The 20,934-nt window shown below is 69.3% G+C and carries 16 protein-coding genes; 2 read left to right on the forward strand and 14 right to left on the reverse strand.

The window, feature by feature from the left end; genetic code table 11:
- Positions 1 to 167: 167 nt before the first annotated feature.
- The 7 genes from D7X55_RS15540 to D7X55_RS15570 all read right to left on the reverse strand — a co-directional run bounded on the left by D7X55_RS15540 (position 168) and on the right by D7X55_RS15570 (position 9,384).
- A complete protein-coding gene (locus D7X55_RS15540; protein ID WP_121723443.1) occupies positions 168 to 935 on the reverse strand; it encodes a hypothetical protein in 768 nt (255 codons plus the stop codon).
- Between the two features lie 77 nt (positions 936 to 1,012).
- Positions 1,013 to 1,516 (reverse strand): hypothetical protein, encoded by a 504-nt coding sequence (locus D7X55_RS15545; RefSeq protein WP_120547509.1) that lies wholly within the window; start codon positions 1,514 to 1,516, stop codon positions 1,013 to 1,015.
- Positions 1,517 to 1,530: 14 nt separating this feature from the next.
- On the reverse strand, positions 1,531 to 2,691 hold the full coding sequence (locus D7X55_RS15550; protein ID WP_120547510.1) for a zinc-dependent alcohol dehydrogenase: 1,161 nt from the start codon (positions 2,689 to 2,691) through the stop codon (positions 1,531 to 1,533).
- Between the two features lie 100 nt (positions 2,692 to 2,791).
- Positions 2,792 to 3,916 (reverse strand): ABC transporter permease, encoded by a 1,125-nt coding sequence (locus tag D7X55_RS15555; RefSeq protein ID WP_121723444.1) that lies wholly within the window; start codon positions 3,914 to 3,916, stop codon positions 2,792 to 2,794.
- 2 nt (positions 3,917 to 3,918) lie between these two features.
- A complete protein-coding gene (gene rbbA, locus D7X55_RS15560) occupies positions 3,919 to 6,723 on the reverse strand; it encodes a ribosome-associated ATPase/putative transporter RbbA (protein ID WP_121723445.1) in 2,805 nt (934 codons plus the stop codon).
- A 26-nt stretch (positions 6,724 to 6,749) separates the two neighbouring features.
- Positions 6,750 to 7,760, reverse strand: coding sequence for an HlyD family secretion protein (locus D7X55_RS15565; protein ID WP_120547513.1), 1,011 nt, complete (start codon positions 7,758 to 7,760; stop codon positions 6,750 to 6,752).
- A gap of 10 nt (positions 7,761 to 7,770) precedes the next feature.
- On the reverse strand, positions 7,771 to 9,384 hold the full coding sequence (locus D7X55_RS15570; RefSeq protein ID WP_121723446.1) for an efflux transporter outer membrane subunit: 1,614 nt from the start codon (positions 9,382 to 9,384) through the stop codon (positions 7,771 to 7,773).
- 163 nt (positions 9,385 to 9,547) lie between these two features.
- On the opposite strand from D7X55_RS15570, the gene ppk2 reads away from it, so the two are divergent.
- Positions 9,548 to 10,354, forward strand: a complete 807-nt coding sequence (gene ppk2 / locus D7X55_RS15575; RefSeq protein WP_233609864.1) for a polyphosphate kinase 2 — start codon at positions 9,548 to 9,550, stop codon at positions 10,352 to 10,354.
- Here ppk2 and D7X55_RS44160 read toward each other — a convergent pair.
- Entirely contained in the window at positions 10,335 to 11,846 is a 1,512-nt protein-coding gene (locus D7X55_RS44160; protein ID WP_199746978.1) for a Cof-type HAD-IIB family hydrolase, read from the reverse strand. The two genes, ppk2 and D7X55_RS44160, sit on opposite strands and share 20 nt — an antisense overlap.
- A gap of 169 nt (positions 11,847 to 12,015) precedes the next feature.
- Here D7X55_RS44160 and D7X55_RS15585 point away from each other — a divergent pair, with 169 nt between their 5' ends.
- Positions 12,016 to 14,484: a phosphoketolase gene (locus D7X55_RS15585; protein WP_120547515.1), complete on the forward strand. Its 2,469-nt coding sequence runs from the start codon at positions 12,016 to 12,018 to the stop codon at positions 14,482 to 14,484.
- Between the two features lie 56 nt (positions 14,485 to 14,540).
- Here the strand turns inward: D7X55_RS15585 and D7X55_RS15590 are convergent, their stop codons facing one another.
- From D7X55_RS15590 to D7X55_RS15615, 6 genes are all read right to left on the reverse strand, one after another.
- Positions 14,541 to 16,613, reverse strand: a complete 2,073-nt coding sequence (locus D7X55_RS15590) for a PQQ-dependent sugar dehydrogenase (RefSeq protein ID WP_121723447.1) — start codon at positions 16,611 to 16,613, stop codon at positions 14,541 to 14,543.
- A 127-nt stretch (positions 16,614 to 16,740) separates the two neighbouring features.
- Entirely contained in the window at positions 16,741 to 17,682 is a 942-nt protein-coding gene (locus tag D7X55_RS15595; RefSeq protein ID WP_121723448.1) for a DUF808 domain-containing protein, read from the reverse strand.
- Positions 17,683 to 17,769: 87 nt separating this feature from the next.
- Positions 17,770 to 18,174 (reverse strand): DoxX family protein, encoded by a 405-nt coding sequence (locus D7X55_RS15600; RefSeq protein ID WP_121723449.1) that lies wholly within the window; start codon positions 18,172 to 18,174, stop codon positions 17,770 to 17,772.
- A 71-nt stretch (positions 18,175 to 18,245) separates the two neighbouring features.
- On the reverse strand, positions 18,246 to 19,298 hold the full coding sequence (locus tag D7X55_RS15605; protein ID WP_233609865.1) for a Gfo/Idh/MocA family protein: 1,053 nt from the start codon (positions 19,296 to 19,298) through the stop codon (positions 18,246 to 18,248).
- 14 nt (positions 19,299 to 19,312) lie between these two features.
- Positions 19,313 to 20,209 carry an ADP-ribosylglycohydrolase family protein gene (locus D7X55_RS15610; RefSeq protein ID WP_120547522.1) on the reverse strand — a complete coding sequence of 299 codons (897 nt, stop codon included), beginning with the start codon at positions 20,207 to 20,209 and terminating at the stop codon, positions 19,313 to 19,315.
- An 18-nt stretch (positions 20,210 to 20,227) separates the two neighbouring features.
- The coding region (locus D7X55_RS15615) for an aspartyl/asparaginyl beta-hydroxylase domain-containing protein (protein ID WP_147470117.1) at positions 20,228 to 20,934 on the reverse strand (707 nt) is incomplete at its 5' end.

Consider the following 20,934-nt stretch of genomic DNA (forward strand, 5'->3'; position numbering starts at 1 on the left):
CCACAGCCCACCCCTGCCAGCCCGAACCACAGCAGGGCCCCCCAATTCCTTGCATTCATGTCCACGCCTCCCGGTCCAAGAAGCGCGAAGGGTGGGATGCGAGGCTTTGGCTTCCAAGGGGTACCCCAAGGAGGTGGGAGTGTCGCGAGTCCGGGGCGTGACGCCCCTTATTCGCCGGGCTGCCCGATGAGGTAGGTGATGGCCATGCCCCGCGCGCGGTGGACGCCGAGGTGCCAGGAGTACCCGTTGGCGTTGAGTCCCTCCGTCAGCTCCTCCAGGTCCTCCGGCGCGTAGGTCCTGAACGACGACACCACGCCATCCCAGAGCACCAGCAGGGGGATGATGGGCACCAGGTAGGTGAACAGCCACCGCCACCAGCGCCGGGGGCGGATGAGCGGGGTGAAGCCCCACACCAGCGGCACGACGAGCAGCAATTGGACGAGGACGTACGGCAGCGAGCGCTGCGTGAGCTCGAAGGCGGCGATGGGGACTCGCCGCGCGACGGCATCCTCGAGGACGGCGCGGGCCTGCCGCGGGCGGAAGTGATGCAGCGCCTCGAACAGGGTCCGCACGCCCGTCAGCTCCTCGGGGATGCGCGTGGCGTCCACCGGCGTGTCGCGGTAGTGCGCGCCCTCGGGCAGCTCCAGCCCGGGCGTGGGATGCTGGTCGGTGAGCACCACCTCCGCCTCGCCGTTCAGCTTCCGCAGCACCGGGAGCAGGGTGCGCCACGGGCCGCCGGTGCCGGAGCAGAGGTCGACAATCCGGTTCGTGCCGGCCATGCGCAAGAGCGCCGCCAGCTGCGTCGCCATGCCGTCGTAGGGCCGTGTCTTGTCGAGCACGACGTGCAGGTAGTCGACCTCGCCCCGGCGCAACAGCTCGGGGAGCCAGGACTGGTCGAGGAACTCGAAGAGATGGAGTCGAGGGAGCAGTCGCATCGCGAGGACGATAGGGCCTCCTCGCGATGCGAGTCTCCTGGACGCTCCAGAAAAACCCCGTGCGCGGCTTCTGGGGCCTATCTCGCGAACGCGGACCGCTCGCGCGCCAGGCCCACCAGGAGGGCCACCACCGCGACGGGGCCCACCACCTTCAGGACCTTGCCGGTGTGGTAGCCCCAGGAGTCCACGCGGTCGGCGAACATCTTGAGCAGCCAATGGCTGGGGTCGTGGTCCGGCTTCCGGTACGCGGCGCGCCGGATGAGGCCGGAGACGCCGTGGAGCGGGGTGGCGGTTCCGAACACGGGCGGCATCGGCTTGTTGGGCCGTCCGTGCATGGGCGACGCGGACGTGCCCTGCTGGCGCTCCGGTGGGAAGCGCGCGTGGGGCATCGGCCGGGGCTCGTGGCCCGTCATCGGGACGCCGGGCCGGCGCGCCGGGTCCAGGTCGATGCCCCAGTAGGACGGGCGCTCGGAGCGCTGCAGCGCCTGGTACGCGGAGTGCCGCTCCACCTCCTCCTGGGTGGAGAGCCGGGGCTTCTTCTCGCGGAGGGATTCGGTGTTGTCATCGGGCGTGGGATTCATCACACGGCTCCTCTTCAGTGCAGGTGTTCACCGTTGGGGAAGAGGGCGACCTTGATGCAGCCGTCCTTCTTCTGCGCGAACGTGTGGTAGCCCTCCGGCGCCTTCTCCAACGGCAGGCGGTGGGTGAAGACGCGCGAGGGCTGGATGCGCCCGGCTCGCACGTGCTCCATCAGGTGCGGCATGTAGCGCTTCACGCTCGCCTGACCGGTGCGCATCGTCTGCGCCTTGTTCATGTACGTGCCCAGGTCCACGCCCACGGCCGGAGGCCCGTACGCGCCAATGAGTGAGATGACGCCGCCCTTGCGCGTCGCATGGATGGCGAAGTTGACGGCGACCGGGGAGCCGGCCTCCGCCTTCATGAGCACTCCGAACGTGCGGTGCACCGGGGAGCCCGCCGCCTCGCAGCCCACCGCCTCGATGGTCGCGTCCGCGCCGCGCCCCTCGGTCATTCCCTTCACGGTGGTGACGAGGTCCACGTCGTTGAAGTTGAGCGTCTCCACGCCCAGCCATTGCCGCGCGAACTCCAGCCGGTAGTCCTCCTTGTCCACCGCGATGACCCGGCCCGCGCCCATGGCCCAGGCGCTCCACATGGCGAAGAGGCCCACGGGGCCACAGCCCAGCACCAGCACCGTCTCTCCGCCCTTCAGGTCGCACATCTCCGCGCCCTGGTAGCCGGTGGTGAAGGCATCCGTGATGGGCAGCGCGTCCAGGTCCGGCACCTCCTCGGGCACCTTCTCCGCGTCCACGCCGATGAAGGGCACGCGCACGTACTGGGCCTGCCCGCCGTCGTAGCCTCCGAACGTGTGGGAATAGCCGTAGATGCCCGTGCCCGCGTCCGTCGCCGGGTTGGTGCTGTCACAGCAGGACGTGAGGCCGCGCTGGCAGAAGTAGCAGCCGCCGCAGAAGATTTGGAAGGGCAGCATCACGCGGTCGCCCTTCTTCAATCCCTGGCTGCGGGCCGTGGCGCCCAGCTCCTCCACCACGCCCACGAACTCATGGCCGAAGGTGAAGCCGATGCGGGTGTCCGGCACCAGCCCGTGGAGCAGGTGCAGGTCCGAGCCACAGATGGCCGCGGACGTCACCCGGACGATGCCGTCCTGGGGATGTTCGATGCGAGGGTCCGGCTTGTTCCGCACCGAAACCCGGTAGGGGCCTTCATAGGTCAGAGCACGCATGCCCTGACGCTAAGCATCGCGAAAACGGGGAACATGGACCTGGGTCCAATGCGAAGCGAGCAGGGGGGAAGGCCCCCGCCGCCTCGAACGCGCCCGGGGCCTACTTGCTCACCGCGATGGACTTCCGGAACAGCGCCAGGCTGTAGACGAAGAACCCCACGCCTATCGCGGCCACCATCAGGAACTGGCGCCAGACGGCCCACAGCCCTCCGCCCCGGTAGATGATGACCTGCGAGAAGCTGACGAAGTGCCGGGCCGGCAGGAGGTACGTGAGGTACTGCAGCCACTTCGGCTGGCTCTCCACCGGCGTGCTGCCGCCCGACAGCAGCATCAGCACCAGGACCACCAGGATGATGAGCAGCGCGAACTGCGCCATGGAACGGGAGATGGTCCCCAGGAAGATGCCGAGCGCCGTGGCGAAGAACAGGTAGAGCACGACGCCCACGAACCACAGCACCACCGAACCGGCGAAGGGCACCTTCAGCACCAGGTGCACCACCAGGAACAGCGAGGCCCCGGTGGCCACGAGGATGACCAGGCTGTTGGCCCAGACCTTCGCCATGGCGATCTCAAACGAGGTCAGCGGCATCACCAGCAGGTGCTCCAGCGTGCCGTGCTCGCGCTCGCGGATGACCGCGGCGCCCGTGAGGACCACCGTCAGCAGGGTGATTTGATTGATGATGGCCACCACGCTCTTGAACCAGGACGACACCCCGTTGGGGTTGAAGAGCTTGCGGACGACCAGGTTGACGGGCTTGGGGCCCGTCGCCTCCGTGCGCCTCATGAAAGAGGAGATGCGGTCGTTGATGATGTTCTTGATGTAGCCGGAGCCGATGCCCGCCTGCTGCATGGCCGTCGCGTCGATGTTGACCTGGATGTCCGGGGTGCGCCCCGCGCGCAGGTCGTGCTCGAAGCGGGGCGGAATCACCACGACGAACATGAACCGGCCCCGGTCCATGTCCGCCTGGATGTCATCCGCGTTGATGATCTCCGGCGACATGAAGCGCGGCGGGTAGAACGCGTTGAGCAGTTCCTTGGACAGCGCGGACCCGTCCTCGTCGACGAAGGCGATGGAGGCGTTGTTCACCTCGCTGGAGGTGCCCGTCGCCTGGACGTAGATGGCCAGGGTGAAGGCATAGACGACGAACACGACCAGGACCGCGTCGCTGAGCAGGCTGCGGATCTCCTTGAGCCCGAGCCACAGGATGTTCAGCAGCGAGTTCACTGCTATTTCTCCTGCTTTCTCAGGCCGACGACGCTGATGGCCAGAAGGAGGGGCACGCACACGGCCATGAAGGCGACGTCCCTCAGGATGAGGCCCGCTCCCAGCCCCTTGGTGAAGGCGCCCAGGCTGGCGTGCATGTAATAGGTGGCCGGCCAGATGGAGCCGACGAGCTTGGCTCCGCCCTGGAGCGTGGAGACCGGCTGCAAGAGGCCGGAGAACTGGATGGTCGGCACGATGGTCAGGATGGCCGTGACGAAGACGGCCGCGACCTGGCTGCCGGTGAACGTGGACGTCACCATCCCGATGCCGGTCGTCGCCATGACGTAGAACAGCGCGCAGACCACCAGCGTCAGGAAGCTGCCCTTGATGGGGACGCCGAAGACGACCAGCGACAGCGCGGTCAGGATGAAGAAGTTGGCCATCCCGATGGCGACGTAGGGCAGCTGCTTTCCGAGCAGGTACTCCAGCCTTCCCGTGGGCGTGACGTAGAAGTTGATGATGGACCCCAGCTCCTTCTCACGCACGATGCTGACCGTCATGAGGATGGCCGGGATGAGCAGCAACAGCAGCGCCGGGACGCTCGGCACGATGGAGTAGATGCTCTGGAAGGTGGGGTTGTAGAGGTAGCGCTCCTCGATGTTGGCCGTGTCTTGCTGAGCCCTGGCGGACTGGAAGCCGCTCGCGGGGTCCCGCAGCATCCGGTTGTGGACCCCCTGGACGTATTGCTCCACGGTGTCGCCACGGAAGGTCATGGCGCCGTCCACCTGCGCCAGCACCTCCGGGCCGGAGCCCCGGCGGAAGTCCAGGCCGAAGCGGGGCGGAATCTCCATCACCACCGAGACGTCGTCGGACTGGAGCCGGCGCAGCGCCTCGTCCGCGGACCGGGCGGGCTGCGTGGGGGCGAAGTAGGGCTGCGCCGCGCTGAACTGCTCCAGGTACGCGCGGCTCTCCGGCGTCTGGTCCAGGTCCAGCGCGGCATAGCGGATGTTCTCGACGTCGGTCGTGATGCCGAAGCCGAAGACGAGCATCAACACCGCCGAGCCGATGAACGCGAACGCCAGCCGGACCTTGTCGCGGAGGATTTGATTGGCCTCGTTGGCGGCATACGCCATCAGCCGGCCAACGCGCAGCTTGAGTCCGGCCCGCTCCACCCGGGGCTCGCCAGGAGACGGGGGCGGTGGCGCCTGGGGAGCGGGAGCGGGAGTGGCCGCCGTGGCCTTGCCCTCGGCGCGCTCCTTCTCCGCGATGGCGTCCTCCATGTAGCCGATGAAGGCCGTCTCCAGGCTGTCCGCGTTCCGGGACTCGATGAGCTTCTGGGGGGTGTCCGCCGCCAGCACCCGGCCCGCGTTCATGAGGGAGATGCGGTCGCAGCGCATGCCCTCGTTCATGAAGTGCGTCGTCACGAAGATGGTGACGCCCTGCTTGCGCGACAGGTCGATGAGCAGCTCCCAGAAGCTGTCCCGGGCCACCGGGTCCACGCCCGACGTGGGCTCGTCCAGGATGAGGATCTGCGGTCCGTGCAGCACGGCGACGGCCAGCGACAGCCGCTGGCGCAGGCCCATGGGCAGGTCCCCGGCCGGCGCGTCCAGGTGCGCGGTCAGCCCGAACCGCTCCACCAGCTCCACGATGCGCGCCTTCGCCTTGTCCGGGGGCAGGTGATAGAGCCGGGCGTGCAGGACCAGGTTCTCATTCACGCTCAGCTCGCCGTAGAGCGAGAACGCCTGCGTCATGTAGCCCAGGTTCTTGCGCACCTCCATGCTGCCCGCGTCCACGGCGCTGCCGAAGAGCTTCGCCGTCCCTTCCGTGGGCGGCAGCAGGCCGGTCAGCATCTTCATGGTCGTGGACTTGCCGCAGCCGTTGGACCCGAGGAAGCCGAAGATTTCCCCGCGTTCGATGTTCAGGGTGACGTGGTCCACGGCGGTGAAGGTCCCGAAGCGGCGGGTCAGCCCGTGCGCCTCGATGGCCAGCTCCGCGTTGCCCGCCACGCGGGGCGGGATGGTGATCTCCTTGTGGCCCCGGCGCTTCTCTTCCGGCAGGAGCGCGATGAAGCACTTCTCCAGGTCGTGGGTGCCCGTGCGCCGCATCAGCTCCGCGGGCGACCCCGTGGCCAGCACGCGCCCCGCGTCCATGGCGACGATCCAGTCCCACTGCTGGGCCTCGTCCATGTAGGCCGTGGAGATGATGACGCTCATGCCGGGGCGCCCGGCGCGGATGTCCTCGATGAGGGTCCAGAACTGCCGCCGGGAGAGCGGATCCACGCCGGTGGTGGGCTCGTCGAGGATGAGCAGGTCCGGGTCGTGCACCAGCGCGCCGCACAGCCCCACCTTCTGCTTCATGCCGCCGGAGAGCTTGCCCGCGGGGCGCGCCGCGAACCTGCCCAGCCCCGTGGCCTCCAAGAGCTGCGGGACGCGCGCCTTGCGCTCCTCCGGGGACAGCCCGAAGAGGCGGGCCATGAAGTCCACGTTGTCGTAGACGCTGAGCTCCAGGTAGAGGTTCTTGCCCAGGCCCTGCGGCATGTACGCGATGCGCGGGCCCACGTCGCGCCGGTGCCGCGCCTCCGCGATGTCTCCGTCCAGGACCAGGACCCGGCCCTGCTGCAGCTTCTTGGCGCCCGCCACCAGCGCCATCAGCGTGGACTTGCCCACGCCGTCAGGGCCCACGATGCCCACCCGGATGCCGCTGGGGACGTCCAGCGACAGGCCGTCGAGCGCGACGGCCTTGCCGTAGCGGTGGACCACGTTCTGGATGGAGACCACGCGCCCGCCGGAAGCGCCGGCGGGCGATGCTGGAGACGCGGATGAGACCATGGCCAGGCCCTCCCGGGTCTTTGCGGCTAGTGGGGTTCGGCTTCCGCCGTGATGACGTTCTGGAGCCGGGACGGCCACGCCGCGTTGGGGTCCACCTTGACGTAGCCAACGCCGCGGATGCCCGTCTTGATGCGCTCGACGTAGCGGCCGGCCAGCTCCCGGGGGACCTGGAGCTTCACGCGGAACACCAGCTTCTCCCGCTCGCTCTTCGTCTCCACCTGCTTGGGCGTGAACTGCGCTTCCGGTGACACGAAGGACACGTAGCCGGGCACGGAGCGGTCGGGCTCGAAGTCGGCGGTGAGGCGCGCCTCGGCGCCAATCCTGATGCGCGAGGCCTCGTTCGCGGGGAGGAAGATCTCCATGTAGACGTCCTCCAGGTTCAGAATCGTCAGCGCCGGTCCGCCGGGGGCGAGCACCTCGCCGGGCTCCGCGAGGCGGTAGAGCACCCGCCCCGTCACCGGAGACCGGAGCGTCGCGTCGTTGATGCGCGTCTGGATGGTCGCCGCGCTGGCCCGCGCGACCTCAATCTCCTCCTGCGAGGTCTTCAGCGTGGCCTCGGCCTCCGCCAGGCTGGCCCGGGTGGTCTTCAGCTCGCTCTCCCGGACGTCCAGGTCCCGCTGCGAGCCGGCGCCTCGCGCCACCAGCCTCCGGGCGCGATCGACCTCGATGGTGGCGAGCTGGATCTCACTCTTCTGCCGGACGATGCCCGCCTGGGCCACCGCCAGCTTCTCCTGCGTGGCCGCGACGTTCGCGTTGGCCTCCGCCAGGCTGGACTCCAGCGTGGTGGTGTCCAGCCGCACGACCACCTGTCCTGGCCGGACGAGGTCGCCTTCGTTGACGAGGATCTCCCTCACCCGCAGGGGCTCCTTGGCGGCGACGTCCGCGAGCTTCGCCTCGATGCGGCCGTTCCCCGAGACGATGCCCTCCGGCAGCGCGGACTTCTTCCCCTTCCAGTACCGGAAGCCGATGAACGCGACGACGGCGAGGGCGACCAGCCCGATGATCCACTTGGTTTTCCCTTTCGGCTTCCAGGGCATGGCGGACTCTCTATGGCTTGACGGGTTGCGAGACCGTCTTGGTTTCTTGTGTCCGCGGCTTGGACAGCATGTCGCCCCAGTGGGTCCGCTGCTCCATCTCGGCTTGCATCGGCTCCGGCACGACAGGCTGGTTGCGGCGGACCTCCCAGCCCCCGCCCAGCGCCTTGTAGAGGGCGACCAGATTGGTGGCGATGGAGGAGCTCGTCTGGGCCTGGTTGTTCTGCTGTTCCAGCAGCGAGCGCTGCGCGTCCAGCACGCGCTGGTAGTCCACGGCGCCTTCGCGGTACTGCACCAGCGCGAGCCCCACCGACCGCTGCGCGGCCTTCACGGCGGCCTGCTGGAAGGCCAGGGTCTGCTGGGCGTGGATGAAGCCCGTCAGGGCGTCCTCCACCTCCTGGCCCGCCTTGAGCACCGTGTTGCGGTAGTTGACGAGCAGCTGCTGGAACCGCGCGTCCTCCACACGCACCCCGTTCTTCAGGCGGCCGTAGTTGAGGAAGGGAAAGACGATGCGCGGGCCCACGGAATAGAAGAGGCTGCCCAGGGAGAAGAGGTTGCCGGACGCACCGGCGCTGGTGCTCGCCTGGAGTCCAATCGTCCCGAAGAGGGAGAAGCTGGGATACAGCTCCGCCTCCGCGATGCCGATCCGGGCGCACTGCGCGGCGGCGTACAGCTCCGCGCTGCGGACGTCCGGGCGCCGCCGCAAAATCTCCGCGGGCATGCCCACGGCCACCGTCGCGGGCGCCACCGGAATGCGCTTGGGCCCCGCCAGCAGTGCCTCCACCTGGCCCGTGGGCTGGCCCAAGAGCGTGCTCATGGCGTTGCGCGCCTGGTCCAGCCCGGCCTCCAGCTGCGGGATGGTGGCCCGGGTGCTCTCCAGCAGGGTCGCGGCCTGCGTCATGTCCAGCTCGGAGGTGGCGCCGTTGGTGAAGCGCGCCTCGGCGATCCGGAATCCCTCCTCCTGGAGCCGCACGTTCTCCTGCGCCTGCTCGATGAGCACCTCGAAGGTGCGGATGAGGACGTAGGTCCGCGCGACCTCCGCGGTGAGCGACACGAGCGAGGACTGGTAGTCCGCCACGGACGCGAGCAGGCCCGCGGTGCCCGACTCCACGCCCCGCCGGTACTTGCCCCAGAAGTCCACCTCCCAGATGGCGTCGAAGCCCAGTTGGTACTCCAGGAAGTGCCGGTCGATGGCGCCCAGGTCGAAGTCGACGGGGTTGGCCGCGGCGGAGTTCTCACTGCGCCCCACCGCGGCGGCGCTGCCGACCAGGGCCTGGGCCTGCGGATACTGCCGGCCGGTGAGGATGGCCAGCTGGGCGCGCGCTTCAACGATGCGCAGCCCTGAAATCTGGAGCGGCAGGTTCTGCCGGGCGGCGACCTCGACGAGTCGGTCGAGCGAGGGGTCTCCGAACGACCTCCACCACCGGGTGTCCACCTCGGCCTGCGTCGACAGGCGCGGATCCCCCTGGGTGTGCCATTCCCTGGCGATCTCCGCCTGGGGCTTCGTGAAGTTCGGGCCCACCGCGCATCCGGAGAGCACGGACAGGGCGCCGAGCAGCGGCACGGCGCCGACGAAGGATGGCAATCCTGGCTTCATCCCCTGCATGGCGTTGTCCGTCCCCCGCATCCGCGACACCTCGATGGGGGCGGAGATTCAACACGGGGGGCGCCGCGCGGAAGTGAGACGCGTCCAAATGCCCTGGAGGGCAGTGCCGGATGTCCGCTGGCCCAAGCCAGACACGGACCCGGGGGCAGAAGGGCTGTCACCTGCCGCATCCGGTAGCAACCCTATGTCCATGGCACAGGACACGCACTCGGAGCCCCTGAAGCGCAAGGCCTATGAAAAGGAGCTGCGCAAGCTCCAATCCGAGCTCTGCCAGCTCCAGGAGTGGGTCAAGCAGGAGCAGATGCGTGTCATTGTCGTGTTCGAAGGCCGGGACGCGGCGGGGAAGGGCGGAACGATTCGCGCCATCACCGAGCGGGTCAGTCCCCGGGTGTTCCGCGTGGTGGCCCTCCCGGCGCCTTCCAGCCGGGAGAAATCCCAGATGTACCTGCAGCGGTACGTGCCGCATTTCCCCGCGGCGGGGGAAATCGTGATCTTCGATCGCAGCTGGTACAACCGGGCCGGCGTGGAGCCGGTGATGGGCTTCTGCACGCCCGAGGAGCACGAGCGCTTCCTCATCGGCTGTCCCGTCTTCGAGAAGTACATGGTCGAAAGCGGAATCCTCCTGCTGAAGATCTGGCTGGAGGTCGGCAAGGCGGAGCAGGCGCGGCGGTTCGCGGCGCGCATCGACGACCCCTTGCGGCAGTGGAAGCTCAGCCCCATGGACCTCAAGTCCTGGACGCGCTGGTACGACTACTCCCAGGCGAGGGATCAGATGCTGGCCGCGACGGACACGCCGTACGCCCCCTGGTACATCCTGCGCTCCGACAACAAGAAGAAGGCGCGGCTCAACTGCATCCGCTTCCTGCTGGAGAAGATTCCCCATCAGCGCGTGAAGCGCCCCAAGGTGAAGCTGCCTCCCCGCTCCAAGAAGGGCGCGTACGACGACGAGGCGTCCCTTCAGGGCAAGCACTTCATCCCGGAAAGGTACTGAGGAGGGCGGCGGGGTCCGTCACCTCCAGGTCCGCGCCGTGGCGGCGCAGTCCGGAGGGCTGGCCTGGCCGGTCCACGCCAATGACATACGCGAAGTGGGCCGCCCGGCCAGCCGCGACGCCCTCGGGGGTGTCCTCGAAGAGGACCGCCTCGTCGCAGGTGACGCCGAGCGCCCGCGCCGCCGCGAGGTGGAGCTCCGGGGGCGGCGTGGCTTCAATCCGCGCGTCGAAGAGGTCCGCGATGCCCGCCGACCGGAGCATCTCCACGCCGTGCCTGCTGGCGGAGACGGCCGCGGTCCGGAGTCCCTCCGCGCGCGCCGCCTGGACGTAGCGGACCGCACCCTCATACGTCTCCACGCGCTCCTGCCGCAGCAGCTCCACCAGGACCTCACCCTTGCGGTCGTTCAAGGCGTGGACCGTGCTCTCCGGCAGCGCGATGCCGCGGGCGTCGAGGAACGCGTGGATGCCTTCCAGGGAGGGCCTGCCATCGAAGCAGCGGCTGTAGTCGCGCACCAGGTCGAAGGGGATGAAGGGCTGCCCGGAGGACTGTGCGCGCTGCCGCAGGTAGTAGTCGCACAGCTGCTTCCAGGCCCTGGCATGGAGGCTGGCGGTCTGGGTGAGGACGCCATCCACGCTGAAGAGGCAGGCGCGCGCGCGGGGTGGGAGCCCCAGCTTCGTGCGTGCGAGGGGCGGCTGGCCCAGGAGGAAGACGTCCACGGCGTGGGCGAACCCGTCCTCCTCGTTGGTGCGGGTGACATGGCGCGCGGAGCGCTGGACCTCGGCGCTGGCGTTGCCCATGGCGATGCCCAGGCCGGCGGTGTTCAGCATGGGCAGGTCGTTGGCCATGTCCCCGATGACCGCGATCTCCTCCAGGGGAAGCGAAAGGAGGCGCGAGGCTTCACGCACGACCATCCCCTTGTTCGCCTCGGGGTGTGTGACGTCCAGGTAGTAGGCCGTCGAGCGCGCCGCGGACGCGTCCGCGCCCAGCCGCACGGCGAGCTCCGCCTCGCAGCGCGCGACCCTCTCCGTGTCCTCGCTCACGCCGACGATCTTGATGGCGGCGTCGAGCACCTCGTGCAGGTCCGCGACGACGGCCGGGTCGAACCCGATGGTGCTCCGCTCGCGCGCCACGCGGAAGGCATTGGGGTCGCGCAGGAACCAACCGGCCCCCTGATAGACCCAGACATCCAGGCCCGCGTGGAGCATGAAGTCGACGGCATCCCCGGCGATGTCGGGAGGCAGGGGCCGCTGCGCCAGCACCGTCGTCAGGTCGGGCTTGACGTAGATGCCGCCGTTGAACGCGGCCACGGGGGCGGTGAGGCCCAGCGGGGCCACCAGCCCGGCCATCCCACGCGGCGGACGCCCGCTCGTGAGGGTGAACAGGATGCCGCTGTCACGCAGCCGCGCCACGGCCTCGCGGGTTCGCGAGGTGAGGACCTTGTCCTTCGTCACCAGCGTCCCGTCGACGTCCGCGATGAGCAACTTGATGGTCATGGCTGCCTCCGCCCTCCGCCAATGACAGTGCGGCCCGGGGCTCAAGATGGCATCGCGACGAAAGCCGCCCGCCGCCTGGAAGCAGCCCCGTTGCCGAGCGCCCCATCGCTGGTTGTCGGCGCACCGGGACAACCCTCAGGTTTGGCTCTCCAGGCACGGGAGGCATGTCATGGCACACCCCGAAGGAACGGAAGCGTCTGAGTATGGGCCGCCGGTGTCCGCCAGGGAGCACGGCCCGGGGCCCTCCGCTCCAGGCCGGGAGCGCACCCGCGGCGGCGGACCGCTCACCGCCAGGGAAGTGGAGTTGATGAACGCGTACTGGCGCGCGTGCAACTACCTGGCGGTGGGGATGATCTACCTCCAGGACAACCCGCTGCTGAGCAGACCCCTGGTGCCGAAGGACGTGAAGCACCGGCTGCTCGGCCACTGGGGCGCGAGCCCCGCGCTCTCGTTCACCTGGGTGCACCTGAACCGGCTCATCGTCGAGCAGAACCTCGACGTCATCTTCGTGGCCGGGCCGGGCCACGGCGCCCCGGGCGTGCTCGGGCCGGTGTACCTGGAGGGCACCTATTCGGAGGTCTATCCGGACAAGAGCCAGGACGCGGAAGGGATGCGGAAGTTCTTCAAGCAGTTCTCCTTCCCCGGGCACATTGGCAGCCACGTCACCCCGGAGACGCCGGGCTCCATCCATGAAGGCGGTGAGCTGGGCTACAGCCTCTCCCACGCCTACGGCATGGCCTTCGACAACCCCGACCTCATCGTCGCCTGTGTCGTGGGGGACGGCGAGGCGGAGACCGGACCGCTCGCGACGGCCTGGCATTCCAACAAGTTCATCAACCCCGTGCGGGACGGCGCCGTGCTGCCCATCCTGAACCTCAACGGGTACAAGATCGCCAACCCCACCATCCTCGCCCGCATCAGCCCGGAGGAGCTGGAGGCCCTGTTCGTCGGCTACGGCTACAAGCCGTACTTCGTCGAGGGCAGCGACCCGGCCCAGATGCACCAGAAGATGGCGGAGACGCTGGAGCGCGCCGTGGAGGACATCCGCGCCGTGCAGAAGAAGGCCCGGCTGACGGACACCCCCACGCGCCCGCGCTGGCCCATGATCATCCTGCGCTCGCCCAAGGGCTGGACCGGCCCGAAGGAGCTGGACGGGCACCGGCTGGAGGGCTCCTGGCGCTCCCACCAGGTCCCCTTCGGCGACGTGCGCGGCAACCCGGCGCACCTCAAGGCGCTCGAGGACTGGATGCGCAGCTACCGCCCCGAGGAGCTGTTCGACGCGGAGGGACGGCTGATGCCGGAGCTCCGGTCACTGGCGCCCAAGGGCAACCGGCGGATGAGCGCGAACCCCCACGCCAACGGCGGCCTGCTCCGCAAGGCGCTCAGGCTGCCGGACTTCCGCGACTACGCGGTCAAGGTCGGCACGCGTGGCACCACGCTGCATGAGAACACGCGGCCGCTCGGCGAGTTCCTGCGGGACATCATGCGGGACAACCCGACGAGCTTCCGCGTCTTCGGCCCGGACGAGACCGCCTCCAACCGGCTCCAGGCCCTCTACGAGGTGACCGGCAAGACGTGGATGTCCGCGCTGCTGCCGGAGGACGCGGACGGGGGGCACCTGGCGCGGGACGGCCGCGTCATGGAGATGCTGTCGGAGCACACGCTCTTGGGCTGGCTGGAGGGATATCTGCTCACGGGGCGCCACGGCCTCTTCCACACCTATGAGGCCTTCGCCCACGTCGTGGACTCCATGTTCAACCAGCACGCCAAGTGGTTGGACATCAGCAAGAACCACGTGAAGTGGAGGGCCCCCGTCGCCTCGGAGAACATCCTGCTGTCCTCCACGGTGTGGCGTCAGGACCACAACGGGTTCTCACATCAGGACCCGGGCTTCATCGACCTGGTGACGAACAAGTCCGGCTCGGTGACGCGCATCTACCTGCCGCCGGACGCGAACACGCTGCTGGTGGTGGCGGACCAGTGCCTGCGCAGCACCGACTGCGTCAACGTCATCGTCGCGGACAAGCAGAAGCACCTGCAGTTCACCAGCATTGACGAGGCCGTCGCCCACTGCGCCAAGGGGCTCGGCATCTGGAAGCGGGCCAGCACGGACGAGGACGCGGAGCCGGACGTCATCATGGCCTGCTGCGGTGACGTCGCGACGCAGGAGGCCCTGGCCGCCGCCTCCATCCTGCGGGCGCGCGCACCCCAGCTGAAGCTGCGCTTCATCAACGTCGTGGACCTGTTCAAGCTCCAGTCGTCCGCGGAGCATCCGCACGGGTCCACCCAGCGCGAGCTGGAGAGCCTGTTCCCGCCGGGCAAGCCCATCATCTTCAGCTTCCACGGCTACGCCTCGCTCATCCACAAGCTGGCCTACCGCTACATCGACAACAGGGACCTGCACGTGCATGGCTACCGGGAGAAGGGCAACATCAACACGCCCTTCGAGCTGGCCATCCTCAACGACACGTCCCGCTTCCACCTGGTCATCGACGTCATCGACCGGGTGCCGGGGCTGCACGCGAAGGCGGGGCACCTGAAGGAGGAGATGAGGAACGCCATCCTCGACAACCTGGCCTACGCGCACGAGCACGGCCGGGACCGCCCCGAAATCGCGGACTGGACCTGGCCGGACTGAACAAGGCCGTCCCACGCATGGCGCGACCCAAGCGCCATGCGTGGGCCGTGCGGCGGCTACTGCCCCAGCACGACGCGGAAGATGCGCTCGTTGCTGTTGTTGGGGATGCTGTCCTTGTCCCCCTGGTTGGTGGTGGTCATCCACAAGTTGCCGTCAGGCGTGGGCTCCACGGTGCGCAGCCGGCCGTAGGTGCCCACGAAGAACTGCTGCACGTTGGTCAGGTTGGAGCCGCTGATGACCTCGCGGTACAGGCGCGTGCCACGGGCGCAGGCCACGTAGAGGACGTCGCGCACCACCGCGATGCCGGAGCAGGAGCCCTCCGCCGTGGAGTAGGTCTGCTTCGGCGCGATGTAGCCGGCCGTGGCGCAGCCCGAGCCGCCCTGGGACACGGTGCCCTCGCAGTTGGGCCAGCCGTAGTTGCCGCCCTTCTGGATGAGGTTGGTCTCGTCCATCACGGAGTTGCCGAACTCCTGCTCCCACAGCCGGCCCTGCGAGTCGAACGCCAGCCCCTGCGGGTTGCGGTGGCCGTAGCTCCACACGTAGTTGCCGAAGGGGTTGTCGGACGGGACGGTGCCGTCCGCGTTGAGGCGCAGCACCTTGCCGGCCAGGTTGTTGATGTCCTGCGCGTACGCGCCGTTCTGGGCATCACCGGTGGACGCGTAGAGCTTGCCGTCCGGGCCAAAGCGCAGGCGCCCGCCGTTGTGGAACTTGTTGCGGCCAATGCCCTGCACCAGCACCTGGAGCGACGCGGTGTCGAGGGCGCCGTTCTCATACCGCAGCCGCACGATGCGGTTGTCGGTGGGGGAGGTGTGCATCACGTACAGCCAGCGGTCGGTGGAGAAGGTGGGGGAGAGCGCCAGCCCCATCAGCCCGCCCTCGCCGTCCGTGCTCTGCACGTTGGGGACGGCCCCCACGGACGTCTTCGTCCCCGTCGCCGGATCCAACCGGATGATGTTCTGCGCGTCGCGGCGGCCGTAGAGCACCGTGCCGTCCGGCAGGTTCACCAGGCCCCACGGGATGTCCGTGTCGGTGGCCACCTGGATGACGGAGCACACGGCGTTCGCGCAGGCAGTGCCGGTGGTGACCGTCACGGAAGCGCTCTGGGCGGAGGCGTTGCCCTGGGCGTCGCGCGCGAGCACGGCGTAGGCGTAGGCCGTGGCCGGCGACAGGCCGCTGTCCACGAAGGCCGTCCCCGGCGGCGAGCCGGACACGGTGCCAATCTTCACGCCGCCCCGGAACACGTCGTACGCGCTCACGCCCACGTTGTCGGTGGACGCGGTCCAGTTCACGGTCACGCTGGTGCCGGACGCGGTGGCGGTGACGCCCGTGGGAATGCTGGGCGCCTGGGTGTCCACCTGGCACGGCGGCGGGGTGATGGAGAGCGTGGCGCTGCCCTGGGACACATTCCCCCGGGCGTCCCGCGCATTCACATACAGGCCCCAGGTCGCGCCGGGGACCACCGTCAGCGGCGTGGACACGATGGCGCCGGACACGGACTTCATCAGCTGGCCGTCATGGTAGACGTCGTAGAAGGCCACGCCCTCGTTGTCCGTGGACGGCGACCACGACAGCGTGGCCGAGTTGCACGTCACGTTGGACAGGGCGAGCCCCGTGGGCACGGTGGGGGGCTGCGAGTCGGGCGGCAGCGTCCACTGCTGGTTCGTCTGGGCGTTGCAGGTCCAGACGATGACCTTGGAGCTGTTGGCCGTGGCCTGGCCGGACACGTCGAGGCACAGCGAGGTCGCGGTGTGGATCACCGCGCCATTGGCGTTGCGGACCCAGCGCTGGTTCGCCGTCCCGTCGCAGAGGACGCTGACGGCCCGGGCCCCGGAGCTGGCGGTCTCCGGCTGGATGCACCGCGCGCCGTCGAACGCGCGCAGCTCGCCTTCGGGCGTGAAGAGGAACCGCTGGTTCGCCTGACCATTGCAGTCGTAGATGTGCAGCTCCTGCCCCGGCGTCTGGCTGTTCTGCGCCACGTCGAGGCAGCGGCCGGACTGCGCGCCAATGAGCCGGCTGCCGGAGACGACCGCGGCGGCCTGCGTCTGGAGCTCGGGGCCTTCCTCCTGCCTGCCTTCACAACCCACAGCGGCGACCAGGAATGCTCCTGCCACCAGGTGACGCACGCGCATCAAGACGCTCCTTTGCATTCCTCCTTTTTCAGGAAGTTCCTGGAAAGCCTCAAGTGAACTCTCCAGGGCGCATGCGCGTCTGTTGGGCGTCTATCAACAGGGACCCGGGTTCAATTCCGTTCGCGCGCTACTTCTTCGCGCCCTTGCCCTTGAACAGCTTCTGGCCGGCGGTGAAGAGCACCACCAGCACCAGGCCCGCGCCCAGGCCCACCGCGGCGTTGAGCAGCATGGGGGCCAGGCCGCCCAGGATGTTGCCCACGCCCGGGACGCGCCCGGCCCACGCGGTGAAGGACTCCTCCGCGTGGTGCAGGCTGGAGACGCCGTGCACCAGGATGCCGCCGCCCACCAGGAACATGGCCGCCGTTCCCGCGACGGAGAGGAACTTCATCAGCCACGGCGCCGCGCGGAGGATGCCCGCGCCCAGGCCGCGCGCGAAGCCGCTGCCCTTGCGGCTGAGGTACAGGCCCGCGTCGTCCAGCTTCACGATGCCCGCCACCAGCCCGTACACGCCCACGGTCATGATGAGCGCGATGCCCACCATCACCGTGACGCGGGTGGCGAAGTCCACCGCCGCCACCGTGCCCAGCGTGATGGCGATGATTTCGGCGGAGAGGATGAAGTCCGTGCGCACCGCGCCCTTGATCTTGTCCTTCTCCAGGGCCACCCGGTCCACGTTCGGGTCCTCCAGCGCCTGGCGCAGCTCCGCGTGGTGCGCCTCGTCCTCTTCCTTGCTGTGCAGGAACTTGTGCGCGAGCTTTTCGAAGCCCTCGAAGCACAGGAAGGCGCCGCCCACCATCAGGAGCGGCGTCACCAGCCAGGGGGCCAGCGCGCTGATGGCCAGCGCCGCCGGCACCAGGATGGCCTTGTTGACCAGCGAGCCCTTCGCCACCGCCCACACCACGGGCAGCTCGCGGTCCGCGTTCACGCCTGTCACCTGCTGGGCGTTGAGCGCCAGGTCGTCGCCCAGCACGCCCGCGGTCTTCTTCGCCGCCACCTTGGTCAGGATGGAGACGTCATCCAGGATGGTGGCGATGTCGTCGATGAGCGCAATCAGGCTGCTGCCTGCCATGGATGTCTTCCGGGCTGGGGGGTGGGGACGTCACCCTGCTGCCAGCGCGAATTAGCACACCGGAGACTCCAGGGCACGGCCCGGCGCTCACACGCGCGGTGCGCCCTTGCGCGCGGCGTCCACGCTCCAGATGCCGGAGCCGTGCGCGGAGATATAGAAGAAGACAAAGCAGTAGAGCGCCGCGAGCTCGCCCTGGTTCTTGAGTGGGTTGAGGTTGCCCCCGTTGGGGATGACGTGCCCCAGGAAGAAGGCGACGGCCATGGTGCCGCTGGAGATGAAGGCCGCGGGGCCGGCGAACAGCCCGAGCGCCACGAGCAGCCCGCCCAGGAACTCGATGCCTCCCGCGCCGTAGACGATGAACGGCGGCGCTCCGGCGGGCATCCCGCCGAACATGCCGAAGACCTTCTGCATGCCGTGCAGCATGAACATCAGCCCCGCGGCGATACGGAGCAGGGCGTAGATGCGGTCAGCGTGGGGGCGCAGGAAACCCATGGCGTTCTCCGGGCATGCGCCCGGGGGATGGGGGAGGTCCCGGTACGCGCCGGCGCACCATAACAGCGGGCCTATGCCCCCGCCGCACAACCGGCGACGCCCAGCTGCGCGCGCGCCGCGTCGATGGTCTCCAGCAACGCGATGCTGTGTTGGAGCGGATGCAGCGGGGACTCGGTGCGTCCTTCGGCGATGTGCCACGCGACCGCGGCGGCCTGCCACGCGAGGCCCTCGCTGCCGTGGATGCCGGACGGGTCGCTCCAGTGCAGTTGCTGGCCCGACCGGGCGGCCTTCAGCGTGAAGCGGGTGGGGGTGAAGAAGCGTGACTCCAATTGGAGGCGCGCGTGTGTCCCCGCGATGACGGCCTCCTGGGGCGTCTCCGCGAAGAGGGTGGTGTGCAGGAGCGCCTGGGCGCCCGTGGGGTAGGTGAGGACGAGCGCCGCCTGTCCGTCCACGCCCGTCTGGGTGAGGGAGCCCGTGGCGTGCACGTGCGCGAGCGGACCGAGCACGAAGTGCGCGAGCCAGATGGGATAGATGCCGATGTCGAGCAGCGCGCCGCCGCCGAGCGCGGGGTTGAAGACGCGGCCTTCCGGGTCGAAGTCGAAGCGGCCCCCGAAGTCCGCCATCACCAGCCGGACGTCTCCGAGCACGCCGTCATGGAGCAGCCGCTCGATGACCAGCGACTGCGGAAGGAAGCGCGACCACAGGGCCTCCATGGCGAAGACGCCCGCGGCGCGAGCGGCCCGCTCGATGTCCCGGGCCTCGGCGGCGTCGAGCGCGAGCGGCTTCTCCACGAGCACGTGCTTGCCCGCGGCGATGGCGAGCAGGGCCTGGTGCTTGTGCAGGCTGTGGGGAGAGGCCACGTAGACGATGTCGACGTTTGGATCCGCCACCAGCTGCTCGTAGGACGCGTGGACGTGCGGGATGCCGTACTGGGACGCGAAGCGATGGGCGCGCTCGGGGTCGCGCGAGGCGACGGCGTGGACGCGCTGGCCGGTGTGCCGGTGCAGCGCCCAGACGAAGCCTCCGGCGATGCGCCCGGGAGCAATCACGCCCCAGCGCAGCGTGGGCCCTCCGCGCAGGGGAAGGGCTTCGACGGAGGGGAGGGTGCTCGGGAAGTCGCTCACGGCACCAAGTCTAGTCACACCCGCCGGCGCAGGGGCTCCCGGGCGGAGAGCCACGGCCTGGGAATGGAGGCGTGCCCCGCGCTCAGCGCGACGATTCCCCCCACCATGGCGCAGGTGGTGTCCCGGTCTCCGAAGCCGGCCACCGTGCACCAGAGGGCCTCCTCGAACGAATCCAGGTGCCTTGCCGCGCACCATATGGAGAAGGGCACGGTGTCCTCGGAGATGACCTTCTGCCCGCTGCCCAGGGTGCGAGCCGCCGAGGAGGGGCTGGCCTCCAGCGGCCACGCGCGGGCCTTCTCCAGCACCTGCCGCGTGGTCCCGGCGGGCGTGCAATCCAGCACCGTGTCGAAGAGCTCCAGCGCGGTGCCGTGGGTCCGCTGCCAGTCGCACGCCCACGCGGCGGCGACCGCGATGGCGATGGCCCCCGCCTGTCCCTCCGGGTGCAGGTGCGTCACCTCCGCCGACGCGCGCGCCTCCGCCACCACCCGGCTCAGGTCTCCGGCGAAGTACGCGCCCAGGGGCGCCACGCGCATGGCGGCTCCGTTGCCCATGGAGCCCTGGCCCTCGAAGACCTCCGCGGACACCTCACGCCAGGGCAGCCCCAGTCCCAGCTTCCACAGGATGTCGTGCGCGGTCCCGCCATAGCCGCGGTTCTTGTCCTTGCGGTAGCGCTTCGCGAAGAGGTCCGCGAGCGCGTCCTGTTCGACGTGGCCATGGTCTTCCAGCACCTGGACCAGCGACAGCGTCATCTCCGTGTCGTCGGTGTAGGCCCAGGGCGCTTTCGGCAGGATGCGCTCCTCCACCCACGGCTGCACCAGCTCGTGCGGGCCGAAGAACCGCTCGCCAAAGGCGTCTCCCACGGACACGCCGTCCAGCGAAACGAGCGCGCGGGCCATCCGCTCTGAAGTCATGGCTCCATCACCTCGCGCTCACATGCGCCAGAAGCGGCGCACCTGGACGTCCGTGCGTTCCTGCTCCGCGAAGCGGACGAGGAGCGGTTCGGACATGGCTTCCGGCACGCGCAATTGTGCAAGCATCGCGCGGACCTCGAACTTGCGCGTGAGGCCGAGCAGGGCCTCGCGCTCGGGCAGGGTGAGGCCGGGGTGCCAGCAGTCCGCGATGAGCACCACGCGGCGCTCCGTGCCCCGGTTCCAGGTCTCGTGCTCGAAGGAGTCGTGGAAGGTGAGCACTCGGCCCGGCTGCCAGTGCCGGCGCTCCGTGCCCACGCGGATGCCGCAGCCCTCCGGCACCTTGAGCCCCAGGTGCAGCCGCATCCGGAAGCCGTCCCACGAACAGTGCGGCGTCAGCGTGGTGCCGGGCGCGTGCGAGGAGAAGAGCACGTCCGCCAGCGGGAAGTCGGTGCACTCGCCGTCCAGCGACCGCACCGCCGCGGCCGTCTCCTCCATGGCGAGCTGGGGCCAGAAGAGGCGGTCGGTGCGCTCACCGCCGAAATAGATGGGGTGCACGGACCAGCGGCCGGTGCCGACGATGCCGGAGTCGTAGTGCAGCAGGTCCGCGTTCTCCAGCCGCTCCAGGTCGCGCGTCACCGCGTCCAGACAGCCCTCCAGCGCCTTCGCGGCCGGGGGCGGCGGGTCGCGCCACGGCTGCTCGTCCAGGCCGGGGAACGGGGGGAAGA

Origin of the sequence: Corallococcus sp. AB049A (genome assembly GCF_003668885.1) — a bacterium.
GTDB classification, from domain to species: Bacteria; Myxococcota; Myxococcia; order Myxococcales; family Myxococcaceae; genus Corallococcus; species Corallococcus interemptor.